Source organism: Methanoplanus sp. FWC-SCC4 (assembly GCF_032878975.1).
Lineage (GTDB): Archaea > Halobacteriota > Methanomicrobia > Methanomicrobiales > Methanomicrobiaceae > Methanochimaera > Methanochimaera problematica.
On the sequence record NZ_CP043875.1, the window covers coordinates 1131432 to 1152153 of the forward strand.

26 protein-coding genes and 1 tRNA gene are annotated in these 20722 nt (G+C 38.5%); 10 read left to right on the top strand and 17 right to left on the bottom strand.

From position 1 onward, the window contains the following. Positions 1–38: 38 nt before the first annotated feature. The 6 genes from F1737_RS05775 to F1737_RS05800 all read right to left on the bottom strand — a co-directional run bounded on the left by F1737_RS05775 (position 39) and on the right by F1737_RS05800 (position 4023). Complete coding sequence (locus F1737_RS05775; RefSeq protein ID WP_317137827.1) at positions 39–359, bottom strand: transcriptional regulator; 321 nt, start codon at positions 357–359, stop codon at positions 39–41. Beyond that, complete coding sequence (locus F1737_RS05780; RefSeq protein ID WP_317137828.1) at positions 356–625, bottom strand: winged helix-turn-helix domain-containing protein; 270 nt, start codon at positions 623–625, stop codon at positions 356–358. Before F1737_RS05780 ends, F1737_RS05775 begins: the two co-directional genes overlap by 4 nt. A gap of 168 nt (positions 626–793) precedes the next feature. Further along, complete coding sequence (locus F1737_RS05785) at positions 794–1975, bottom strand: ArgE/DapE family deacylase (protein WP_317137829.1); 1182 nt, start codon at positions 1973–1975, stop codon at positions 794–796. Positions 1976–1988: 13 nt separating this feature from the next. After that, positions 1989–2498 (bottom strand): hypothetical protein, encoded by a 510-nt coding sequence (locus F1737_RS05790; protein WP_317137830.1) that lies wholly within the window; start codon positions 2496–2498, stop codon positions 1989–1991. Positions 2499–2558: 60 nt separating this feature from the next. Then, the gene (gene moaA / locus F1737_RS05795) at positions 2559–3437 is read right to left on the bottom strand and encodes a GTP 3',8-cyclase MoaA (protein ID WP_317137831.1); all 879 of its coding nucleotides are present in this window, start codon (positions 3435–3437) and stop codon (positions 2559–2561) included. Continuing rightward, positions 3424–4023 (bottom strand): RlmE family RNA methyltransferase, encoded by a 600-nt coding sequence (locus F1737_RS05800; RefSeq protein ID WP_317137832.1) that lies wholly within the window; start codon positions 4021–4023, stop codon positions 3424–3426. Before F1737_RS05800 ends, moaA begins: the two co-directional genes overlap by 14 nt. A 246-nt stretch (positions 4024–4269) precedes the next feature. Between F1737_RS05800 and F1737_RS05805 the strand changes: the two genes are divergently transcribed. Together F1737_RS05805 and F1737_RS05810 are read left to right on the top strand one after the other, a co-directional pair. After that, entirely contained in the window at positions 4270–5013 is a 744-nt protein-coding gene (locus F1737_RS05805; RefSeq protein ID WP_317137833.1) for a DNA polymerase sliding clamp, read from the top strand. A gap of 2 nt (positions 5014–5015) precedes the next feature. Beyond that, positions 5016–6068 carry a DNA primase large subunit PriL gene (locus F1737_RS05810; RefSeq protein ID WP_317137834.1) on the top strand — a complete coding sequence of 351 codons (1053 nt, stop codon included), beginning with the start codon at positions 5016–5018 and terminating at the stop codon, positions 6066–6068. Positions 6069–6147: 79 nt separating this feature from the next. Here F1737_RS05810 and F1737_RS05815 read toward each other — a convergent pair whose 3' ends face one another. Beyond that, positions 6148–6345, bottom strand: a complete 198-nt coding sequence (locus F1737_RS05815) for a hypothetical protein (protein ID WP_317137835.1) — start codon at positions 6343–6345, stop codon at positions 6148–6150. A 105-nt stretch (positions 6346–6450) separates the two neighbouring features. Here F1737_RS05815 and F1737_RS05820 point away from each other — a divergent pair, with 105 nt between their 5' ends. From F1737_RS05820 to F1737_RS05855, 8 genes are all read left to right on the top strand, one after another. Then, positions 6451–7002: a thiamine-phosphate synthase family protein gene (locus F1737_RS05820; RefSeq protein WP_317137836.1), complete on the top strand. Its 552-nt coding sequence runs from the start codon at positions 6451–6453 to the stop codon at positions 7000–7002. A 13-nt stretch (positions 7003–7015) separates the two neighbouring features. Continuing rightward, complete coding sequence (locus F1737_RS05825) at positions 7016–7207, top strand: 30S ribosomal protein S17e (RefSeq protein ID WP_317137837.1); 192 nt, start codon at positions 7016–7018, stop codon at positions 7205–7207. A gap of 6 nt (positions 7208–7213) precedes the next feature. Then, positions 7214–8089, top strand: coding sequence for a 4-hydroxy-tetrahydrodipicolinate synthase (gene dapA / locus F1737_RS05830; protein WP_317137838.1), 876 nt, complete (start codon positions 7214–7216; stop codon positions 8087–8089). After that, a complete protein-coding gene (gene dapB, locus F1737_RS05835; RefSeq protein ID WP_317137839.1) occupies positions 8082–8849 on the top strand; it encodes a 4-hydroxy-tetrahydrodipicolinate reductase in 768 nt (255 codons plus the stop codon). The genes dapA and dapB overlap by 8 nt, the downstream gene beginning before the upstream one ends. Before the next feature lie 99 nt (positions 8850–8948). Then, on the top strand, positions 8949–9122 hold the full coding sequence (locus F1737_RS05840; RefSeq protein WP_317137840.1) for an indolepyruvate ferredoxin oxidoreductase subunit alpha: 174 nt from the start codon (positions 8949–8951) through the stop codon (positions 9120–9122). 56 nt (positions 9123–9178) lie between these two features. Next, positions 9179–10195 (top strand): aspartate-semialdehyde dehydrogenase, encoded by a 1017-nt coding sequence (asd, locus tag F1737_RS05845; RefSeq protein WP_317137841.1) that lies wholly within the window; start codon positions 9179–9181, stop codon positions 10193–10195. Between the two features lie 17 nt (positions 10196–10212). Continuing rightward, entirely contained in the window at positions 10213–10482 is a 270-nt protein-coding gene (gene albA / locus F1737_RS05850; RefSeq protein ID WP_317137842.1) for a DNA-binding protein Alba, read from the top strand. Positions 10483–10540: 58 nt separating this feature from the next. Beyond that, positions 10541–11002, top strand: coding sequence for a hypothetical protein (locus F1737_RS05855; RefSeq protein ID WP_317137843.1), 462 nt, complete (start codon positions 10541–10543; stop codon positions 11000–11002). Positions 11003–11165: 163 nt separating this feature from the next. On the opposite strand, the gene F1737_RS05860 is transcribed toward F1737_RS05855, so the two are convergent. From F1737_RS05860 to F1737_RS05905, 10 genes are all read right to left on the bottom strand, one after another. Continuing rightward, positions 11166–11238, bottom strand: a tRNA-Glu gene (locus tag F1737_RS05860). A 242-nt stretch (positions 11239–11480) separates the two neighbouring features. Beyond that, positions 11481–12101: an ABC transporter permease gene (locus tag F1737_RS05865; protein WP_317137844.1), complete on the bottom strand. Its 621-nt coding sequence runs from the start codon at positions 12099–12101 to the stop codon at positions 11481–11483. Further along, on the bottom strand, positions 12089–12733 hold the full coding sequence (locus F1737_RS05870; RefSeq protein WP_317137845.1) for an ABC transporter permease: 645 nt from the start codon (positions 12731–12733) through the stop codon (positions 12089–12091). The genes F1737_RS05865 and F1737_RS05870 overlap by 13 nt, the downstream gene beginning before the upstream one ends. Before the next feature lie 18 nt (positions 12734–12751). After that, a complete protein-coding gene (locus F1737_RS05875) occupies positions 12752–13879 on the bottom strand; it encodes an ABC transporter ATP-binding protein (protein ID WP_317137846.1) in 1128 nt (375 codons plus the stop codon). Between the two features lie 185 nt (positions 13880–14064). After that, a complete protein-coding gene (locus F1737_RS05880; protein ID WP_317137847.1) occupies positions 14065–14997 on the bottom strand; it encodes a glycine betaine ABC transporter substrate-binding protein in 933 nt (310 codons plus the stop codon). Between the two features lie 311 nt (positions 14998–15308). Beyond that, on the bottom strand, positions 15309–16295 hold the full coding sequence (locus F1737_RS05885) for a TolB family protein (protein WP_317137848.1): 987 nt from the start codon (positions 16293–16295) through the stop codon (positions 15309–15311). Positions 16296–16530: 235 nt separating this feature from the next. Continuing rightward, entirely contained in the window at positions 16531–17553 is a 1023-nt protein-coding gene (locus F1737_RS05890) for an ABC transporter permease subunit (RefSeq protein ID WP_317137849.1), read from the bottom strand. Positions 17554–17567: 14 nt separating this feature from the next. After that, complete coding sequence (locus tag F1737_RS05895; protein ID WP_317137850.1) at positions 17568–18581, bottom strand: ABC transporter permease; 1014 nt, start codon at positions 18579–18581, stop codon at positions 17568–17570. Positions 18582–18585: 4 nt separating this feature from the next. Next, a complete protein-coding gene (locus tag F1737_RS05900; protein ID WP_317137851.1) occupies positions 18586–19491 on the bottom strand; it encodes an ABC transporter ATP-binding protein in 906 nt (301 codons plus the stop codon). Positions 19492–19557: 66 nt separating this feature from the next. Beyond that, on the bottom strand, positions 19558–20715 hold the full coding sequence (locus tag F1737_RS05905; RefSeq protein WP_317137852.1) for a hypothetical protein: 1158 nt from the start codon (positions 20713–20715) through the stop codon (positions 19558–19560). Positions 20716–20722: the final 7 nt, after the last annotated feature.

Below are 20722 nucleotides of genomic sequence, written 5' to 3' on the forward strand. Positions count from 1 at the left end.
AAGTATTTTTTCCTGATGGCATACAGGTAGTGGTGGAATTATTTCTGGTTATTATTCATTACGCTGACACACTGACAGATATCGCAGATAGTAACGGATCCTTCTCCGCTGACTACACCTTCCGCCCATGCATCAATAATTTCATTCAGTTCAGCGGAAATGGGTATTTCACCAAACCCTCTTTTTTTACTGACGTACTGGGATACTGCAGCTCTTGATATCCCCATCCATCTGGCTACCTTAGCCTGAGGTATACCATTATCAACTACAAGACGGCAGACAAGCTCTGCCCTCACCTGCGGAAGATAAAGACGTACAACCTCGTCACATTTCATTATGTCACATAATGAGTATGTCATGCTGCAGCCATTTCCGTTGAATCGTCAGATTTTTTTAATTCGCTTTTTTGATAAAGCACCTGCCTTGCATCTCTGAAATTAAACTTCTCGATAATCATACCGTTTTCTTTCAGACGTTTTAGTGCATAGCGTATAGTTCTTGGAGCAATTTCCGCTTCATTAGTCATGTCCTTAAAGGTTCGTGGTTTACCGTCTTCAAGGAGTTCAAGGACTGCCCTCGCTGACGGGGGTAGTCGAATTTTGTTCACGCTGTTAACGACTGGCATACTATCTTGTTAACACTGTTAACATATATAAGTTTCGTCTTTTTACATCAATATAAATAATATCAGATATAACCCCAATATGAAAAATATTCATTTAGAGACGTATTTTCTAAAATTTAAAGGTTAAAAATAATTTTTAAACACTGGTTAATCATAAGAAGAAATGGATTAATTATTTGGTTTGCATGAGTATGATTTGATAATAGATTTATAGATTTTTACAGCTTTTTTTAATTTTTCAACGGAAACCCTTTCGTCAATACTATGCAGGGTTTCAATCTCACCGGGGCCGTATTCAATTACATTGAATCCCTTTTCACGAAGACACCTCGCGTCACTTGCAGCCCACTGGACAATCGGATAAGATTTGGCACCATAAACAGAACTGATACTCTCACATGCAGTTTTTACCAGACTGATGTCAGCGCGGGTAATAGTCGGATCACTGCACTCTTCAATATTTACTGATGCATTAACGCAGACATCCTTAATATTCTCAATGAGCAGCGTACTGTCACATCCCCAGGGAATTCTCATCTCAAAGTCCAGGTAACACTTCTGGGCAACAATATTGAGCTCTTCGCCGCCTGATATCTTACCGGGGTTATATGTAATTCTCGCAAGAATATTCTCCGGATTACAGATGTCAAAAAATTCTGATATAACTTTTGAGGAATCTGAAATAATGCAGGCAATGTCGTCATCAACATCATATATTATTTCATTTAGGGATTTTGCAAATGCCAAAAAATCGGTTGCATTCATAATTGCACTTTTCCCGATTTCCGGATACAGCGAACCGTGACCGGGAGTTCCGGTAAATTCAAAATTTAGCCTGACCAGGCCTTTTTGACCTACACAAGGATTTAAGTGCGGAGTAGGCTCTGCAACAATACAGTCACAGGGTTCAATCATGCCTTCCCTTAAAAGATGCCTGACTCCCAAAGGCCCTCCGTTTTCCTCATCACAGACAAAACAAAGATTTGCATTTGGTGTAATTCCTTCCTTTAAGGTCTCTGAAAAAGCAGTGAGCAAAGCAGCACAGCCGCCCTTCATATCAGTTGATCCACGTCCATAGACAAATCCGTCTTTAATAATACCTGAAAAAGGATCATGGGACCATCCGTCCGCAATTGCCGGAACAACGTCAACATGCCCAAGCAATAAAAGATCTTTTGGACCATAACCGGTAAGTATGTTGCATCTGCCATCATCTCCGCCGGTAAGACTTACAGGAACATCAATATCCTCAAGATAATCCCTGATATAGCCAATAACATCCCGGGTATTCCCCGGAGGATTTACACTTTTTATCCGGACAAGTTCCGAACAGAGCTCTGCAACATCCATAATTACTTAAAAATTAATTTTTTGTTTTAAGAAATTCCTGGAATATAGCATCAAGTGAGGATTCTTTATACAGACTCCTGATAAATTTCAGGTCAAACAACTCATCAATCCATTTGTTAAATGAACTGACCGAATTTGGCTGAGTGTCATCGGGATGTTGTGAAATCCTGAAACTCCTGTATGATGCAGGGGCTGAGACATCATAGATATTCCTCCATAAAGAAGGAAGACTATCAAACTTTTCTCTATGGTTTTCCTTAAGCCAGTTGATAAATTCAGGGAAATATGCCTTGTCACCAACCTTTTCCTCATCAATACGCCACCTGAGATATTCCATATTCATTTTATTTCTTACATTATGGTAATTGTAAGCAAGAATGCATATTGAAAAATCCACATGCGCTATTGTATCCATGAAATAGAAATAGAAAACCGGATTAAAATCACTTACAGATTCAAGAACAAGTGACTTGGAATAAAGTTTATCAAGAACAACCTGATATTCATTTTTTTCCTGAAGCATATTTAAGTATTAACCAGGATACAAAAAAATATTTGCTAAATTACAGTAAAAATTGGATTTTTATTTAAAAAATGGTTCGCGTCTTCCAACTGCAACCCTGAAAAGCTCTTCGAGTTCTTCTCCCCTCTTACCCCTGACATTCACATGATTGTCATGTCTTAACAGACATGGCTTTAATTCGCCATCAGAAGTAACTCTCAGACGATTGCAGTTTGCACAAAATTCTTTGTTATGCATCGGTCTTACAACCTCAACCTCGGCACCCTCAAGGCAGTATTTCTTCCTGTGATGCATTCTTCTTGTAATTATGGTCTTTGAGCGTTTCTTTAAATCTTCTTCAAGTTCACTGACATTGCTTACGCCTTTATCCACATCTAAATCCATAAGTTCAATAAACTGAAGAATTATTTCCTTCCTGCCGCCTGCAAACCTTATGAAGTTTTCAACCTCATCTTCATTGACCCCTTTTAATACAACAATGTTCAGCTTAACAGGAGTGAGACCTGCATCAACAGCCGCCTCAATGCCTTCAAGAACCTCCGGAAGCATATCCTTACCACTGATTTGTTTGTATCTTTCACGATCCAGACTGTCAATGCTGATATTTACTCTTGAAAGCCCCGCTTCTTTTAGATCTTTTGCGATAGGTGCAAGGAGAGTACCGTTTGTCGTCATTGAGGCTTCCATACCTTCGGGAATTGCCTTAATTATATCAATTATATCCTTTCGGATAGTAGGCTCACCGCCGGTGAGCTTTACACTATTAATTCCAAACTTTTTGGCAACTCTCAATATCTCTGCAATATCCTCAAGACTCATCTCCTCTTTTGGTTCAAATTCACCTTCGCGGTGACAATATGTACACCTGAGATTACATTTTGAGGTGAGACTTATTCTTAAATTTGTAACATTTCGCCCATAGGTATCAATCAGATGCATCCCTAAACCCTCTGAAATTTTTGGCAACAATATATGCTTCAGAACTACCCCTTCTTGTTGCTTTCGTTCTGTAAACTTTAACAGAGTAAAAATTCCTTCTGGCCTCGTCTAAGAGTTCCTTAAACATTTCACCCTGGAAGGATTTTACAACGAAATTGCCACCCGGCTTTAAGATAAGGCAGGCATACTTTAGCGCCAGTTCTGAAAGAGCAATTGCACGCGCCTGATCATAAGATTTCTGGCCGGATAATTTTGGGGATGCATCACATACTACCACGTTTACAAAATCCACATGGGAAAGAATCCGGGACTGAATCTTTTCGGTTGTGAAATCTCCCTTTATTGTAATTACACCTTCAACCGGGGCAATCGGATTTAGATCCACTCCGATTACTTTCCCGTCTGTTAAATCGCGCAGAACCTGAAGCCAGCTGCCTGGTGCCGCTCCCAAATCCACAACATTGTCATCAGAGCGTATAATCTCAAACCTTTTCTGAATATCCAGCAATTTGTATGCTGCACGCGAACGATAGCCTTCCCTTTTAGATTTTTTATAAAATCTGTCTGCATCCCATTGAGAACCCATATTTTTTCCTTTTTGATGATTTTGTTATTCTAAAATTTATAAACAGTTTGGGTTATAATCTTCCCTTTAATTTCAGTAACTTTTGAAACTCCATAAATCATATGAAGTCAAAACATCAGATATAATTAAAAATTATGCTCATATAGTTTATAATAGAGTTAGATGAAAACATAATTGTGAACAAGCTTGCATATAGCACACAATAATCTACTTATAGAGCGTTTGATTCAAAAACGGGGTAAATAAATGTTAAAGGCAGCTATTGATACAGAAATTTTTAAAGAAACGGTTGATGTTATTTCCGCGATGGTAACTGAATGCCGCCTGCATATAAATGAAGACAGTTTCTCGACACGTGCAGTAGATACTGCTAATGTCGCGATGATTTCACTCGATCTTTCAAGCAGCGCGTTTTCTTCATACGAAGGAACAGATACCGAGATTGGTCTTGATATCAACAAGATGAAAAATATCGTCAGCATGATGGGAAAGGAAGATACTCTGAGTCTGGATCTTCCGGAAGGCGGATATAAAATGGAAATGTCCTTTGGAGGATATAAATATTCAATAGCCCTTCTGGATGTAAACACTGTCAGAAAGGATCCAAACCCGCCAAACATCGAACTTCCGGGAAAAGTTATAATCTCAGGTACAGCTTTAAACAATGCAATAAAAGCGGCAGCACTTGTTTCTGATAAAATTGCTTTTGGGATTAATCCGGAAAAGGGAACTTTTTACATGGAAGCAGACGGTGACACTGATCACATCAACCTCGAACTCGGAACAGATGAACTTATTTCACTGGTACCGGCAGAAGCGCGCTCCATGTTCTCACTTGACTACCTAAAAGACATGGGTAAAGTGATGAGCAAAGCAGACGAGGTTGAGATCCAGATAGGTATTGATCATCCAGTTAAATTTGTATTCAACATTGCAGACGGAAACGGACATGTTGAGTATCTTCTTGCACCACGCATTGAAGCAGACTGATTATGTCAGTTGAATTTGACAAAAAAGATCTGGCAAAATACCCTTTTTTAAAAGAAGCCCAGAACCTTGTTAGTGAACGGGCATATTCACTTGACAGCCTCTTAAACAGCAAATCAGGCGCATTGATTGCTAAAAAAGCATCTGACAGAGTTAAAGATGCACTAAACAGCAATTTTGTTTTTGAAGAGATCAGACTTGATTTTCCGGAAGGAGAAATTCTTTCCTATGCAATAGCAAGAATTATTGTCTCATGCATGAAGGAAAGGCAGATTACAGACAGGTTATGCCGCTACGAATCAGAAAGAGCGACTTTTTTCCTACAGACCGAAAAGCAGGACAATAAAAAATACATCGCAGAAACTCTGGGCCTTGATCTTGATGCAGAAAAAATACCTGTAGCCAAATATGTCGAATTAACAGCGCATCTTAGAAGTTCAAAATGGCAGCTTGTAAACCGTGATCTTGATTCAGGGTGTGTTTACATACATAAAGATGAGTCAGAAGAGCTGCTAAAAGAGAGAATTAAATCAGTTCTTCAAAGCCAGCTTCCCCTCCCTGTCACTGATGATATCTGCAAAATGCTTGAAATTTTTATTACAGGTATTTCAACAGCATATCAGGAGAAGGTTCTCGAACAATTCGGGGATATTGATGAGGGATCTTTTCCGCCATGCATGAAAGCAATAATTCAGGCAGTAACAACAGGAACAAACATCCCGCACACCGCCAGGTTCTCGCTAACTGCCTTTATGCACACAATTGGAATGGATATAAACCAGATTGTAGAGGTTTATACCCGTGCTCCGGATTTTGATGTTGAGAAGACAATGTACCAGGTAGAACACATATCCGGAAGAGGAGGAACAGAATATACACCCCCCGAATGTGCAACCATGAAAACATACGGACTCTGTGTAAATCAGGATCAAATCTGTAAAAATAAAAACATAAATCATCCGCTAAGCTATTACAAATTCAAAAAGAAGAAAGCAGGTTATAATAAAAAAGAAAACAGCTCCTCTAAAAAATCAGATGAAAATAAAGAAACCGGATAAATAAATTCCGGCAACCTGTTTTTTGCAAATATAATTTATTAAAATAGTGATTTTCCAAAATATATTAAAGAAATTGTATTTATTTGTAATTTTTGCTTATGTAGTGCCCTCCGCCGCTCATAAATATAATAAACAAAACTATTGCGACCAGAGTGGCATAGCCTGCAGGCATTAATGCAGGAAGTGCAAAAAGCGCCGCAATCAAAACAATAAGGCTCACTAATGCAGTTGAACAGTCAAGAACCACAGAATTCATATTATTATTTTTACATTTCATATGGTATAGCAGTTATCTATTCTAAACCCTGATTTTTAAAAAAACCCTTATTATAGATCCCTATAATGAAGAATAAAATAAATTATTCTCCACCAAATAAACAATATGGATTCTGAAAACAGGGAGGAAGTTATCAAAAAACTCTCTCTGGCTTTACAAAAAATATCTCAGCAGATGCCTGTCTCCTTCATACCGGAAGTGGGTATGAATATAGTCTTTGCATTGCCTGATGCCAAAACAAACATGGATGTGGCAGGTGTGGAGGGCAGGATTGTAAAAAAAGGTGACAGGGTATTTCCGGTAGGAGATATTAAATTCGGTGCAAGCGATCATATTGCGAGGATTGTCCTTACAGCAATGAAATTTGATCCCGAGGTGAGAAGCGCTGCAAATATAAGATTTTCAGAAGAGGCCGTATCAAAGCTTGAAGAACTTTTATTTGAAGTCAGATCATTTGACAGGGAAAAAGAGCCGGCGGGCGTCAGTACGATGGACTGGGGAGTTGCTTTCTGCTGTAAATTGGATGACGTTCCCGACATCATATTTGATCGCGGGGCTATGGGCAAAGAACCTATGATAAGATTTTTAGCTGATGATCCTCAAACAATAGCCAATAATATTATTATGCTATTCGAACGCATAAATAATAAAAACTAAAGGGATAGTAAAAATGGCAATTAAACCAACATACATAAAGGCACTTAGCCAGGAACTGCTTGCAAAGCATGGGAACAGATTTTCAAACGATTTCGACGCAAACAAGATTGCTGTCGAGGAAGTAGCTGTCATCAACTCAAAGAGTGTACGCAACAGAGTTGCCGGCGCAATTACAAGAAAGGTAAATAGAAGAAAAGTCATATAAATCCTCATGTTTGAGGGTGTATATCCAGCATTAATCACTCCTTTTAAGGATAATTTTCAAAAGGATCTTGACCTTGATGGTCTGGCATCCAATATTGATTTTCTAATTTCAGAAGGTGTTCACGGGGTAGTCCCATGTGGTTCTACCGGTGAATCAGCCACTTTGACTTTTGAAGAGCACGAAGAGGTCATAGGTAAGACCATAGATGTTGTAAACGGCAAGATTCCGGTTTTGGCAGGAACGGGTTCCAACAACACTGCCGAAGCAGTTCGTTTTACAAAAGCCGCCAAAGACCTTGGTGCAGACGGAGTTCTTGTTTTAAGCCCTTATTACAATAAACCAAACCGTTCAGGGCTTGTAAAACATTACAATATGCTGGCAGACCTTGACATTCCGGTCATCATTTACAATGTTCCGGGAAGGACAGGCCAGAATCTTTTGCCCGACCTGATTATTGAACTTGCAGAACACCCTAATATTTTCGGCATCAAAGAAGCAAGCGGAGATATTGTTCAGATGTCAAGAATCATCGAAGGAACACTTGATATGGACTTCAAACTTATGTCCGGCGACGATGCTATGACATACCCTGTTCTTGCCCTTGGAGGAAGCGGTGTCATCAGTGTTACCGCAAATATCGAACCGGCAAGAATGGTTTCGATGTATGATAAATTCGTATCAGGGGATCTTGAAGGTGCAAGGAAAATCCACTATGAACTCTCAAATATATTCAGAACGATGTTCATAGAAACAAATCCGATACCTGTCAAAAAGGCATCAGGGCTGCGCGGACATGCCGCGGGACCTGTGAGACTGCCTCTTGATGAACTGGATGAGATAAAAACAAAACAGCTGCATGAGGTTTTGAAAACATATGATTAAAGTTGTAATGTGCGGCGCACTTGGCCGCATGGGGACAAAAATAGGGGGCCTTGTCGTCGATTCGCCGGACCTTGAACTGGTCGGCGGCGTAGACATAAAATCCGGATCATTTTACGGCGTGGAAGTAGTTGAATCATCAAATATTGACAACTTCTTAAAAGAGAAAAAACCGGATGTCTTAATTGACTTCACAGTAGCCTCCGCCGCCGTTGAAAACATCAAGGCAGCATCCAGAAACGGCGTTGCTGTAATTGTCGGCACAACAGGCTTTTCAGAGGCACAGGCTGAAGAAATCAGCAATGCAATTGAAGGAAAAATTCCGGCAGTTATATCAAGCAATTTCAGTCTTGGCGTAAACATCTTCTGGAAACTGGTAAGAGAAGCCGCAAAACAGCTTAAAGACTATGACATTGAAGTGATAGAAGCACACCACCATTTCAAAAAAGATGCACCCAGCGGCACTGCCAGGACAATCATTGACATAATCAAAGAAGAAGTCGGTGAACGTGATGAAATGTACGGCAGGAAAGGCATGGTCGGTGAGCGCGGGAATGAAATCGGTGTTCATGTGATCAGAGGAGGCGACATTATCGGAGATCACACTGTTCTTTTCGCCGGAAACGATGAAGTAATTGAACTTACCCACCGCGCATATGACAGAACAGTGTTTGCACATGGCGTAATCAGATCAGCTTCATGGATTTACAACAAACAGCCAGGCGTATATTCCATGGAAGACGTGATGGGATTCAAAGAATAAAGCCCAAATCAGACTTTTTTTATTTTTTTCAACTTAGTGAAGCAATCGAAATCTATTTCAGTTATACTGATAACTTAAAACGAGAGGTTTAGATTTACTATGGTAGCAGTAGTTGACGCAGAAAAATGTACTGGATGTGAAACCTGCGTAGATGTCTGTCCATCTGAGGCAATTTCGATGGATGACGGCATTGCAGTGGTCGATTCAGACATGTGTGTGGACTGTGAGGCCTGTGTGGACGAGTGTCCTGCAGAAGCAATCCACATGGAATAAAAGGGTATTAAAAAAAAACCCTTTTATACATAAATAACCGTATTCTCTTCTAATCCATGATCAATGTAGGAGTTCTAGGTGCAACTGGCGCCGTTGGGCAGCGTTTTGTACAACTTTTGGCTGAACATCCCTGGTTTAACCTGGAAACACTCACCGCTTCAGAGCGCAGTGCAGGAAAAACATATCGCGATGCTGTAAACTGGCGTCTTGATAAACCATTTCCTGAAAGTACAGGTGATATCACTGTCAGCCATACAGATGTGGCAAGTTTGAAAGGACTGGATCTCGTATTTTCAGCATTACCCGCCAATCTAGCCACTAAACTTGAATCAGATATTGCAGATGCAGGGATTGCCGTATGCAGCAATGCTTCATCGCACAGGATGGACAAAAACGTACCTCTTGTAATTCCTGAAGTAAACCAGGAACACCTTGGTCTGATTGATGTCCAGCGTGACTCAGGGAGAGACGGCTTTATTGTCACAAATCCCAATTGTTCAACAATTGTTATGGCAATGGCCCTTAATCCAATCAGATCACGCGGTCTTTCAGACATAAGGGTTGCTACAATGCAGGCAATGTCGGGGGCAGGTTTTGACGGGGTTGCGGCAATGGCAATATACGACAATGTTATTCCTTACATTGGCTCGGAAGAAGAAAAAATGGAGAATGAAACCCTGAAAATAATGGGTCAGTTTGATGGCGCAGAGATTTTGCCTGCAGAGTTTTCTGTAAGTGCAAGCTGCCATCGTGTTCCCGTTATTGATGGACATACTATGGCCATATGGGCATCAGTAAATGCATCTCCTGAGGAATTGAAAGCTGACTACAGAAACTACAGTGCACCTTTTAGCGGCCTTCCAACACAACCTGAGAAATCGGTCCAGTTGCTTGAAGAGAGCGATCGCCCTCAGCCGAGGCTTGACAGAAACCGTGGTGATGGCATGACAGTCTCTGTCGGGAGAATTCGTGAAGGCATACGCTTTATAGCTATGGGACACAATACCATACGTGGTGCTGCAGGAGCTTCAATCCTAAATGCAGAACTCATTGTCAGTAAAAAGTATATTTAAATGGAGGGGTAGACAAAATGTCAGATAATACAGTATTCGTCGGTAACAAACCGGTAATGAATTATGTTCTAGCAGTTGTTACACAATTTAATCAGGGGGCGGAAGAGGTTTCCGTAAAAGCCCGGGGTAAAGCGATTTCACGCGCTGTCGATACAACTGAGATTGCCATGAATCGCTTTTTGGAAAATGTCACCAAATCAGAGATCATTACATCGACTGAAATTGTTGACACAGAAAGCGGCAAGACAAACGTATCAAGTATTGAAATCACTTTGTCTAAAATCTAGACAAATTTCTTTTTTTGATCAGAAACAATTTATCAGTTAAACAGCAATAAATAAACTTATGAGAAAAGTATCCTTTCTTGTCCTTCTGATGCTGGTTATTTCATTATCAGCTCCGGCTATGGCAGGTGAACCGGGAAGGTACAGCTATGTAACAATTGAGTCAGTCAATATTACAGTATTGGATTTCAATAAAGCCGGTTTTGAGGTCGATTATTCAGTCGATGAAAATGTTCAGTTTCTGGTTTTGCTTTTGGGAAAAGGAGATCTTAAAGATAAATTATCAGAGATTTTTGGTTATGATGATTACACATTTGATAATGTGGACATGGACCATGCATCATTTAAGGTAAATATCAGATCATATAACAACGGCGACGGAACATACTGGTTCCCGGAACAAAAATTCAAAATTGAAATTCCAAATATTACAATACAGGCACAGGACAATTACAAAATATTCCCACAGGTGAAGGATTTTCCAGGGATTGGATATTATGTTAATCCACAGGACGAAAAATAAAATAAAGCAATAATATAATTTTTTTTCTTTTTTGGATTTTTAAAAAATATAAACTTAAAATCAGTAATTTCACCAGAATAAGTATCTTCACTTTTTGAAATTAATTGAAATTAGATTAACAGCATTTCTGGTTAAATCCATAATAAAAGACCTAAAAAACGAGTGCTGATATGGGGATTTGAACCCCAGTCGCCGGCGTGAAAGGCCGGCATGATTGGCCCCTACACTATATCAGCAATTTATTGTGCCTGTATATATTGGATCTTTGATTTCTTAAAAACTATTATTTGTGTTTATGATATTTTTACAGAAAATTTTTTTATAATTTTTTTAATTCAGCATTTTTTTACCAGATTTTGAGAATTTGGGATTTTATGAAATGATGTCGTGATTTAAATTAAACAAATATGATTGATGCAAAAAACGGACTGCTTTTTCTTGTTATTAACACGAGAGGGCTTAAATTTCATCGTACGATTCATGTATCCTGTGTTAGTCCCGGGGAAACCACTTTCTTTTCAAGGTATGTCAGTGAGAACTCCAAAAACAATGCAATAATGATTGCAGGAATTACCGCTGACATCATTTTTGAAATATTCATATTTGCAAGCCCTTCAAATATTATTGATCCAAGTCCTCCGCTGCCGATAATCGCAGTGAGTATTGCAATACTGTTTGCAAGTATGGCTGCAAACTTGACTCCGGAGAATATTGCCGGATAAGCATATGGAAATCTGATATACTTTATAATCTGCCAGTCTGTAAGCCCGCTTCCCATTCCGGAATCAATAAGAGAATAATCAATATCAGAAAGACCTATCCATGTATTTTTGACAATCGGAAGCAATGCCCTGAGCATAATTGCAATAATTGCAGGCCAGAATCCGATTCCGATAAGAGGTACAACGATTGCCACAATGGCAAATGTGGGTACTGCCTGTGCAAGATTTGCAAAAGTCATTATTGTCTTTGCAAATATCTTGCTGTATAATGAAATAACCGCGAGAAATATTCCAAGAACAACACTGATTAATAATGCAGTATACACAAGCAAAATCTGTTGAACTGCCGCCCCCCAAATAGTCATCAGGACTGCCATGTTCCATACCTCCGGGTGAGATATTTTTCAATAAATCCTGCAAAACCATCAAGAATGACAGCCAGAATGCCAACCCATATCCCTGCAACATATATTATATCCGGCCTTATCAGGTTGATTCCGGTCTGAAGAGGTGCACCAAGACCCCCCGCACCAAATATTCCCCCGAGAGTTACTATACCCATTGTAAAGACAATTGCAATCCTTATTCCCCCGGCTATCATAGGCATGGCAAGAGGCAGCCTGATTTTATAGAGAATCTCATTATCCTTAAAACCGATTGCCCGTGCTATCTCCAGAAAAGCTGAATCAACATGTTTAAGTCCGGTGTACACATTTCGTGAAACCGGCAGAACTGAATAAATAACACATGCGATAATGGTGGGGATTTCACCAATCCCGACAAGAGGAAGCAGGAGAATTAAAAGTGCAATATCAGGGAAAGTTTCCAGAATATTAAGAAAATTCAGGGTTGAAAATGCAAATCTCTCATTTTTGAACAAAAACATTCCCAGCAGTATCCCGATTAATATTGCAAAAAAGATGGCTGTAAAAAACATTGAGAGGTGTTCAAGGGTTCTTTCTGTCAGGCTGTAGCTGTTCCATATCTCTATGATATCTCCAAAAACCATAAAACACAACCTCTCACATTATATCAGCCGCATCATAATCTCATCCGGTATTAAAAACCCAAAAACAGTCCCCTTATCCATAGAAAGCCCAAACGGGGCTTTTATTTTTTTAATTTCTCTTAGTGCAGCCATAGCATCGTCTTCCGGGGAGAAAACCGGTAAATCTGTTAATTGATCGGCAAGAGTCGTATCAGTTTTTTTTAACGGATAGAGCTCCCTTCTCATTACAATACCCCGATAATCCCCGTTTTCCATGACAATTGCTATATGAATATCATCTTTTATCATATTGTCAAGTGCAGTTTCACAATTTTGAGAGGATTCATAGTAATATTTCCTTAAAACCGGAGAAACCAGATCTTTTACCTTCATGCTTTCAATATGCCTGAATTTTTTGTCAGCCTCCACAAGGCCCGATACAATACTGTTTTTTGGATTGAAAATAAGCTCTTCAGGAGTCCCGGTCTGGATTAATTTAGAGTCATGCATTATTCCAATCCGGTCTCCAAGTTTGAAGGCTTCGTTTATGTCATGTGTTACTAAAATAATTGTTCTCCCTATATTTTTTTTAATTTCAAGAAATTCATCCTGCAGCTGTTTTCGAAGTATAGGATCAAGTGCCCCGAAGGGTTCATCCATGAGTAGCAGGGGCGGGTCCATTACCAGAGCCCTTGCAAGACCTATTCTCTGCTGTTGTCCGCCTGAGAGTTCTTTTGGATAGCGGTTAATAAAATAGTCCGGCGGAAGATCCACAAGTTCAAGAAGCTCTTCTACTTTTTTGGTTATTTCACCCGATTTCCATTTTTCAATTTTGGGCAAAAGACCAATGTTGTCTTTTACAGTCATGTGGGGGAAAAGGCCAATCTGCTGGATAACGTATCCAATATTTCTTCTAAGTTCAACTTCGTTTAAGTCTGCTATGTTGAGTCCGTTTATCTCTATATGCCCGGAGTCCGGAACAATAAGGCGGTTAATCATTTTGAGAGCTGTTGTTTTCCCTGCACCTGACCCTCCGATTAATATTAGAAGTTCTCCGCCCCTGATATCCAGATTTAAATCATCAACTGCAAAATTATCTCCGTATTTTTTTGACAGATTACTTATTTTGATCTCTTCAATTCTGTCAAAGAGACGTTTTGATCTCACATGCACCTCTTATTTGAAAAAGGGTTTTTTTCATTAATTAAAATTTGCCAGAATATATGCAATTATAATTTATAATATAATCAAACATCTCATTTATTTGGAGAATTATTTTTCAAAAAAATGTGCATGACAATAATATTTCAGTCACTGTCTGATTAAAATGTAACTTTCATTTTCAAAAAATTTTATTGATTTGATATCAGGCCTTCTGACATCAGGTACCTTTTTGCAATGTCGTTTGCATCTTTTTTGTCAATATCAAATTCCAGATTCAGTTCCCTCATTTTATCGGTATCAATTCTTTCATTTAAAACATTCAGTGCTGAGACTATCTCTTTGTTTTCAGCGAGTTCGCTTCTTATCAGAAGCATGGTCTCATAAGGTGGCATTGCAGCTTTGTTGTCCTCTAATATTTTCAGATTATAAAGGGTGACCCTTGCATCGGTGGTATATGGAGGAATTGCACTCACCTGATCTTTGTCAATTGCCTCATACATCAGAGTTGGCGACATCGGCTTTATATCCATAAATTCGATGTTATAAACTTCTTTTAATCTTAAAAGACCATCTTCCCTTTCATGGAAAACAAGATCGCTTCCGAATGTCATATCCGGTGCAAAGGTGATCAGATCCTCGATTGTGTTAACATTATTATCTTCTGCCCAGTCTTTTTTTACGGCAATAGCATAGTCGTCACGAAATCCGATCTTAAAAAGAGGAGTTATCCCGTTTTCTTTTAAGCCTTCATTGACTTTTGAATAGACTGTATCAGTATCCCATGTTTCAAGCGGTTCTAATTTCAGGAGTTGTGAATAGGCTGTCCCGGTATATTCGATATAAATATCAATCTGCCCTCTTTTTATTCCTTCATATAATGTTGCATCATTCATTCCGGATTTGATTTCCGTATCAAAGCCTTTGTCTTCAAGGAGGATTGCAACCATTTCTGAAAGAATATACTGCTCATTAAATGGTTTTGCTCCGATAACAATTTTTGAAACCTTTTGTTCGTCTGAATTGTTGTTTGCCTTTAAATTTGAATCTGATGTACAGCCGGCAATAATGCAGCAGGAAATACATAAAAATATAACAAAAATTGTCAGGTAACTGGATTTCATAGATGACACCTTTTTTTCATATTCTCAGTATTATATTATTTAAACTTATTTCCGGACCGTCTTAGAGGTGTCTTTTTGTAAAGGAAATCCCTTATTTATGGTTGTTTCAATTTGTCTGTCTTCTGATACAGTGTATGAATAAACAATTTCCCCGTTTTCAAAAAGAACATAATATTTCTAAAAGAATATTAGGTTGTTCCTGACTTTATAGAGGATTTTTTGTCGTTTTCAAAATATTTATGCTCATATTTTGTGAGTGCATTTTTTGTCTTTTCAGGCGTTAATTCGAAACCTTCATGCCCTGGTTCTCATTATCCTGAAAAGTGATAAAGCAAAAAGCAAAACCGGAAAAAAAGGAGGTGGTTTCCGGATTTTATTGGTTTTGTTTGTTTTAGGTTTTTTTCGGGAGTTTTCTCCTCAACCATTCCGGAGATATTTGTATAATAGAGGTCTCCGCCATATGTGGTCCATGCCACAATATTGCCATCAACGGAGCAGTCATATTGTGAAAAATACTGTGGAGCAATCAGGTATTCTTGGTTTCCTTTTAGATCAAACATATAAATCTGTGAATAGCCCAAACGGCAGTCCTCCCAGAAAATCCTGTCTCCATAAAGCTGAGGGCATGCATATTCTAGATAGGGCCCGGATGCCAGCAGGGTTTTGTTACCGGAATCCGGATCGATGTAGTACATATAGAGATCAGATGTGCCGGTATCACCCTGAACAACTTCAGTCAGATTTGAAGAAAACTCCGGCCTTTTAATTTCATTAAAACCATAAAGGATTTCTCTTCCGGGAGAAACATCCGGTTTCAACAGCGAATAATTCTCTGCTGTCTGTGGATTTATCCGCTCAATTGGAACTGAATATATAAAGAGATCAGCAGGGTTTGGATCCCCCGGATCATAATATGCAGGAGAAAATCTGTCCTCATACCAATATACTGTATCATCTTCAATCCATGGAAAACTGCTTCTGCATACGCTTTTGTAAACAGGACTTGTTTCATTAGAGGATATATTATACAGATATGTATTTCCTATCGGGATAGGGCGAAATCCTGGTTTTCCTCTGACTATTCCATATCTGCCCCACACAGGCTCCCTTCCAAAAGGGTCATCCTTAAAGTCAGTATATACAATATAATCCCCACTGACATAAGGATCATATGAATGCCCTTCACTGAAGAGTACCGGTTCTCCGGCTGATGCAAAGACAACAACTGATAATGAAGCAATAATAAAAAATACAGAAATTAACGGAAATATTTTTTTTATCTTTGCTATGCCCCACATTAAGCCAAGTCCCCCTGATAATAGATTTTAATATGAGAATAATAGACCATAAATACCTCTCACCATGTAATTGAATATGTCTCTGATTATGATCTTCAAAAAGCATGGCGGGGTATATTTTGAGAAAGAATCTGGAGTTTAGTTCAATTCAACTATTTTAATTAGGAATACCTAAATTGAGATGGATAAAAATTTGATGAAGTTAATCTGTTTTTATATTTCCATGAAAAAATTGTCACCGCAAATCCATCCTCATAAACCTGACATATGCGATTCCGAAAAAGACCACAGGATACGCAATTAAAATCAGTAAATTGCCCCATATCTTTCCAAAGATATCATCAAAATCAATTCCCATCTGTGAATAATCAAGAAACTGAAATTCATCAGCACCTTTAAAAGCCCAAAAAAATGAGGGTTTTGTCAAAGCTGTTCCAATGGTGTAATAATTATTTTTTATCGAAAGATATTCTATAGTATTTTCAATCATTTTTTGATTGGTGTAATATTTTCTTTCCTCTTCGAGATTTGCAAAACCAAATCCATTATTATCAACAGATGACGGTTCCGGACCAAGTATCAGAATACTTACAGAAGGTGCAATAATGGATGCAATATATGTAAAAATAAAAAATAATATCAGCGAATAAATCAGTGATGTTCCGCTGTTTTTTGTCAGTGACGAGACCATAAGGGCCATTGCAAAAATACCTGTAAGGAAAATAATTGTCACTGCACATAATCCTGAAATTGAGATAAAATCATCCATTGAAGGAACTATACTCAATAAAAGAAGCGAGGCAGTAACAATAACAAAAAGACCAACAGTAGCAAAAGACAATGCTGCAATACCACCAATTGCCTTTCCATTGATCAGTTCATCCCTATAGAGAGGATGTGAAAGTACAGATTTTATTGATCCTGATTCCCTCTCTTTTGTAATCAGATTAAAACCGGCTGCAATTGCAATAAGAGGGCCAAAAATATAGCCCCCAAGTCCGGAGACAATCCCATAATAAATATTCACAGGAGAAGGATTGTACATAGCTCCCCCATAATGCATGACCCCGTTCTCATCGATATATGTACTTCCGGAATTGGCATATGATTCCAGTTCATTATTATAGGTCTGAACTTCACTAATTACTGAAACTCCGGCGATAATAACAAGCATAGCAAAAAGTATGAGAAACTTTCTGCCCGAAACCTGATCAAAAAATTCTTTTTTTGCAACTGTAATTAATCTTTCAACATTCAATTTAACAACCTCCCTCACCTCAGATCAAGTCTCATAAACCGCACATATGCAATCCCAAAAAAAATGACCGGAAACATAACCAAAGCAGATATTTTTAGCCAGACATCTCCCAGTATTTCATAAACAGAAGGCTCCTCTGCCAGAAGATTCAGATTATCTCCCCCGGCCATATTCAGGCGATACAGATAGGAGGTTGTTCTTGTAAACGGTTCTGTCAGTCCTGAAAAAACCCTTTGTATTGAAAATACTGAGAAAGCATCATTCATAGCCATTTTTTGATTGAGGTATTCGATTCTTAGATCCTGGTAATACTGAAGTTCACTGGCTGACATATCAGATCCATCAGCCAGGTAGACAGTTTTTGGTTCATCTCCAAGAACCAGATGACTCAGCAGTTCAGGTCCGGCAACAGGAAGCAGATATGATACTACAAAAAGTATAAACAGGGAAATAATCAAAGCTCCACTGCTGCTTTTGCAAACTGCCGAGGCCATTAATGCAAGAGAAAAGTTAGCAATGAGAAATAACAAGATCAAAAACCAGATTACACAGATTTTTCCTAAAGAATTTATATCCGGAACAATTCCACCGAGAAGCATTAACGCAAATATAATTACAAATACTATTGTTTCTGCAAATATCAATGAGATTATTCCGCCAAGGGCTTTTCCATTTATCACCTCATCACGATAGACCGGATGTGAAAGAAGAGATTTTAATGAACCTGACTCTCTCTCACCTGAAATTAGGTTAAAACCCAGTGCTATGGCAACTATTGCCCCAAAACCATAATATCCCAGATTTTCAGTTATATTTCCAAATATAATCACCGGTGTCGGGGGGATCTGGAATATCTGATCGTTTCCGGACTTATATAATTCAAGAGCATTATAATATTCATTTATCCCGTCAAATGCACCAATTCCAACTGCAAGTGAAAGGAGAAGGAGAAGAAGAAAAAATTTTCTGCTTACAAGGTTACCAATGAACTCCTTTTTCGCAACAATAAGAACTCTATCGGCATTCAAAACATCACTCCCTCCTGTAAACATTTAAGAATAATTCTTCGAGTGCAGGACTCTCAAGATGCATCTCAATTATCCCGAAATCTTTTCTCAACAGATCGGACAGCTCATTTCTGATATCTTTCTGCGTATAAATTACAGCATGGTTGCCATCAATCTCAATTTTCTCAATATTGGGATCTTTTATTTCAGGAAGTGTTTCTTTTGTCTCTAAAATTATCTTTAATGGAATCTTACTCTTTTCGATAAGCTGTTTTTCAACTTCTTCAACCGATCCCCTTGCAACAAGTTCACCCTGGGACAATATCCCAAGGGTTTTGCAGACCTGTTTTATTTCTGACAAAACATGGGAGCATATCAGTATGGTTTTTCCCTCTTCTGACAGCTGCCTTATAATTTCTCTGAACTGAAATACTCCTTCCGGATCAAGATTGGCTGTCGGTTCGTCAAGAATTACCACTTTAGGATCGTTTAAAAGCGCCTGTGCAAGGCCGAGGCGCTGGTTCATTCCCCTGGAATAACCACCAACAGTCTGGGTGACGTCCTTTAACCTGACAAGTTCAAGAAGAGAAGCTATTCTTTCTCTTCTTATTTTAGAAGACATAGGGTAAAACTTACCAACATAGTCCAGATTCTGCTCAGCGGTTAGATTCCCATAAAATCCCACATCTTCAGGCAAATAACCGATTATCTCTTTTGCTTTTAATGGATTTCGTGCAACATCTATCCCGTCAACAAGGCAGTTTCCGGATGTGGGCTCAATCATTCCTGTAAGCATCAGAATTGTCGTACTTTTTCCGGCACCATTCGGGCCCAAAAACCCGAATACTTCACCGTCCCCAACTTCAAGATTTAGATTATTTACAGCTGCCTTTTCCCCGTAAACTTTTGTTAGATTTCTGGTTGTGATCATAAAACCCCTGCTCCGAAATTATTCAATTTAATTTTTATTTCTAAAGTTATTATCACAAACAACCCCTCACTGGAAATATTTTTTAAGATAATCTATCTGAATACCCTTGTAACTAAGGCGAAGAACCTCTCCTGTATGGGCATCAACAATTGAATACGAGTTATAATAAGAATTATCTCCCACATTACCTGTTTTCGATTCCATTTCCAAAAACCAGATTAAACGAACAGGTAAGGTATTATCGCTGTAGACCGGCATTCCTGTGTCCCAAAAAGGATCTGCAGTTCCAGATTTCTCTTCTTTGTATATCCCACCAGTCTTATCTTTACATGTAATGTCTAAATTTTGTGCTTCACCGGGATATTCTTCATTTATCTGTGATTCAACTATTTTTTTTGCTTCATCAAATGTGACGTCAGGAACTTCTGATGCAAATGTAAGATTTTGAAGATCAGGAATAGTAAAATGACATTCCACTACTTTTCCGGTAATAGAATCAATAAAAACTAATAATGTTGCTGCATGACAAGGCAGTTCGTTATGAGTAATCAGATAATGTACCAGTATCTCCGGGGCTTTTCCTTTCTGCTTTAGTTCTGTAAGATTTTCTGTATATCCCGACGAAATTATAGCTGGAAAAAGATTTCCCGGGCTTTCTCCAAGTGCCTTTGTTATAAAGGTCTTTGCAATAGATTCTGCATCATCAAATGTGATATTGACACTGCCGTCTGGATAAACAAAGCCCGAGGATCTATATACTGTACGTATTTTACCTGTTTCAGCATTGATTCTTGCTGTATATACAGTAGATGATGACTTTGTTTTGATATGTTCATATGTATAAATGGTTTTATTTGGAAATGTAGCGTCTGCACCTTCCCATGGAATAGTATTTTCTACTGTTTTTGGAATAAAATCAGGGAATAATTCCAGAATATATTCGCTATAACCACGGAAGGTTTCTTTTAAGCTTTTAGATTCTCCTGTGCTTTTTTCAGGAGCAACTGTTTCATCCAGTTTCTTATCATAAGTATTGGTTAATTCATCAGGAGTAACTGTCCCTTTATCTAAGGTATTATTTTCATTATTAGTCCAGGAAGTGCAACCGGAACAGAGGCAGAAAAATATCATCAGTATAAATAAGAACAGATGCACAAAAGGTATCCATCCGTTTTTTTTGATCAAATGTGTAAATTTTATTAACATAACATCAATATCCTCCATATTGTAA

Coding starts and splice junctions, on each gene's coding strand:
- F1737_RS05870 (WP_317137845.1), bottom strand. CDS start 12,733: ATGGTTTTTGGAGATATCATAGAGATATGGAACAGCTACAGCCTGACA.
- moaA (WP_317137831.1), bottom strand. CDS start 3,437: ATGCATCTGATTGATACCTATGGGCGAAATGTTACAAATTTAAGAATA.
- F1737_RS05810 (WP_317137834.1), top strand. CDS start 5,016: ATGTCAGTTGAATTTGACAAAAAAGATCTGGCAAAATACCCTTTTTTA.
- albA (WP_317137842.1), top strand. CDS start 10,213: ATGTCAGATAATACAGTATTCGTCGGTAACAAACCGGTAATGAATTAT.
- F1737_RS05825 (WP_317137837.1), top strand. CDS start 7,016: ATGGCAATTAAACCAACATACATAAAGGCACTTAGCCAGGAACTGCTT.
- dapB (WP_317137839.1), top strand. CDS start 8,082: ATGATTAAAGTTGTAATGTGCGGCGCACTTGGCCGCATGGGGACAAAA.
- F1737_RS05805 (WP_317137833.1), top strand. CDS start 4,270: ATGTTAAAGGCAGCTATTGATACAGAAATTTTTAAAGAAACGGTTGAT.
- F1737_RS05780 (WP_317137828.1), bottom strand. CDS start 625: ATGCCAGTCGTTAACAGCGTGAACAAAATTCGACTACCCCCGTCAGCG.
- asd (WP_317137841.1), top strand. CDS start 9,179: ATGATCAATGTAGGAGTTCTAGGTGCAACTGGCGCCGTTGGGCAGCGT.
- F1737_RS05900 (WP_317137851.1), bottom strand. CDS start 19,491: ATGATCACAACCAGAAATCTAACAAAAGTTTACGGGGAAAAGGCAGCT.
- F1737_RS05840 (WP_317137840.1), top strand. CDS start 8,949: ATGGTAGCAGTAGTTGACGCAGAAAAATGTACTGGATGTGAAACCTGC.
- F1737_RS05905 (WP_317137852.1), bottom strand. CDS start 20,715: ATGGAGGATATTGATGTTATGTTAATAAAATTTACACATTTGATCAAA.
- F1737_RS05865 (WP_317137844.1), bottom strand. CDS start 12,101: ATGGCAGTCCTGATGACTATTTGGGGGGCGGCAGTTCAACAGATTTTG.
- F1737_RS05885 (WP_317137848.1), bottom strand. CDS start 16,295: ATGTGGGGCATAGCAAAGATAAAAAAAATATTTCCGTTAATTTCTGTA.
- F1737_RS05790 (WP_317137830.1), bottom strand. CDS start 2,498: ATGCTTCAGGAAAAAAATGAATATCAGGTTGTTCTTGATAAACTTTAT.
- F1737_RS05815 (WP_317137835.1), bottom strand. CDS start 6,345: ATGAAATGTAAAAATAATAATATGAATTCTGTGGTTCTTGACTGTTCA.
- dapA (WP_317137838.1), top strand. CDS start 7,214: ATGTTTGAGGGTGTATATCCAGCATTAATCACTCCTTTTAAGGATAAT.
- F1737_RS05775 (WP_317137827.1), bottom strand. CDS start 359: ATGACATACTCATTATGTGACATAATGAAATGTGACGAGGTTGTACGT.
- F1737_RS05855 (WP_317137843.1), top strand. CDS start 10,541: ATGAGAAAAGTATCCTTTCTTGTCCTTCTGATGCTGGTTATTTCATTA.
- F1737_RS05800 (WP_317137832.1), bottom strand. CDS start 4,023: ATGGGTTCTCAATGGGATGCAGACAGATTTTATAAAAAATCTAAAAGG.
- F1737_RS05785 (WP_317137829.1), bottom strand. CDS start 1,975: ATGGATGTTGCAGAGCTCTGTTCGGAACTTGTCCGGATAAAAAGTGTA.
- F1737_RS05880 (WP_317137847.1), bottom strand. CDS start 14,997: ATGAAATCCAGTTACCTGACAATTTTTGTTATATTTTTATGTATTTCC.
- F1737_RS05820 (WP_317137836.1), top strand. CDS start 6,451: ATGGATTCTGAAAACAGGGAGGAAGTTATCAAAAAACTCTCTCTGGCT.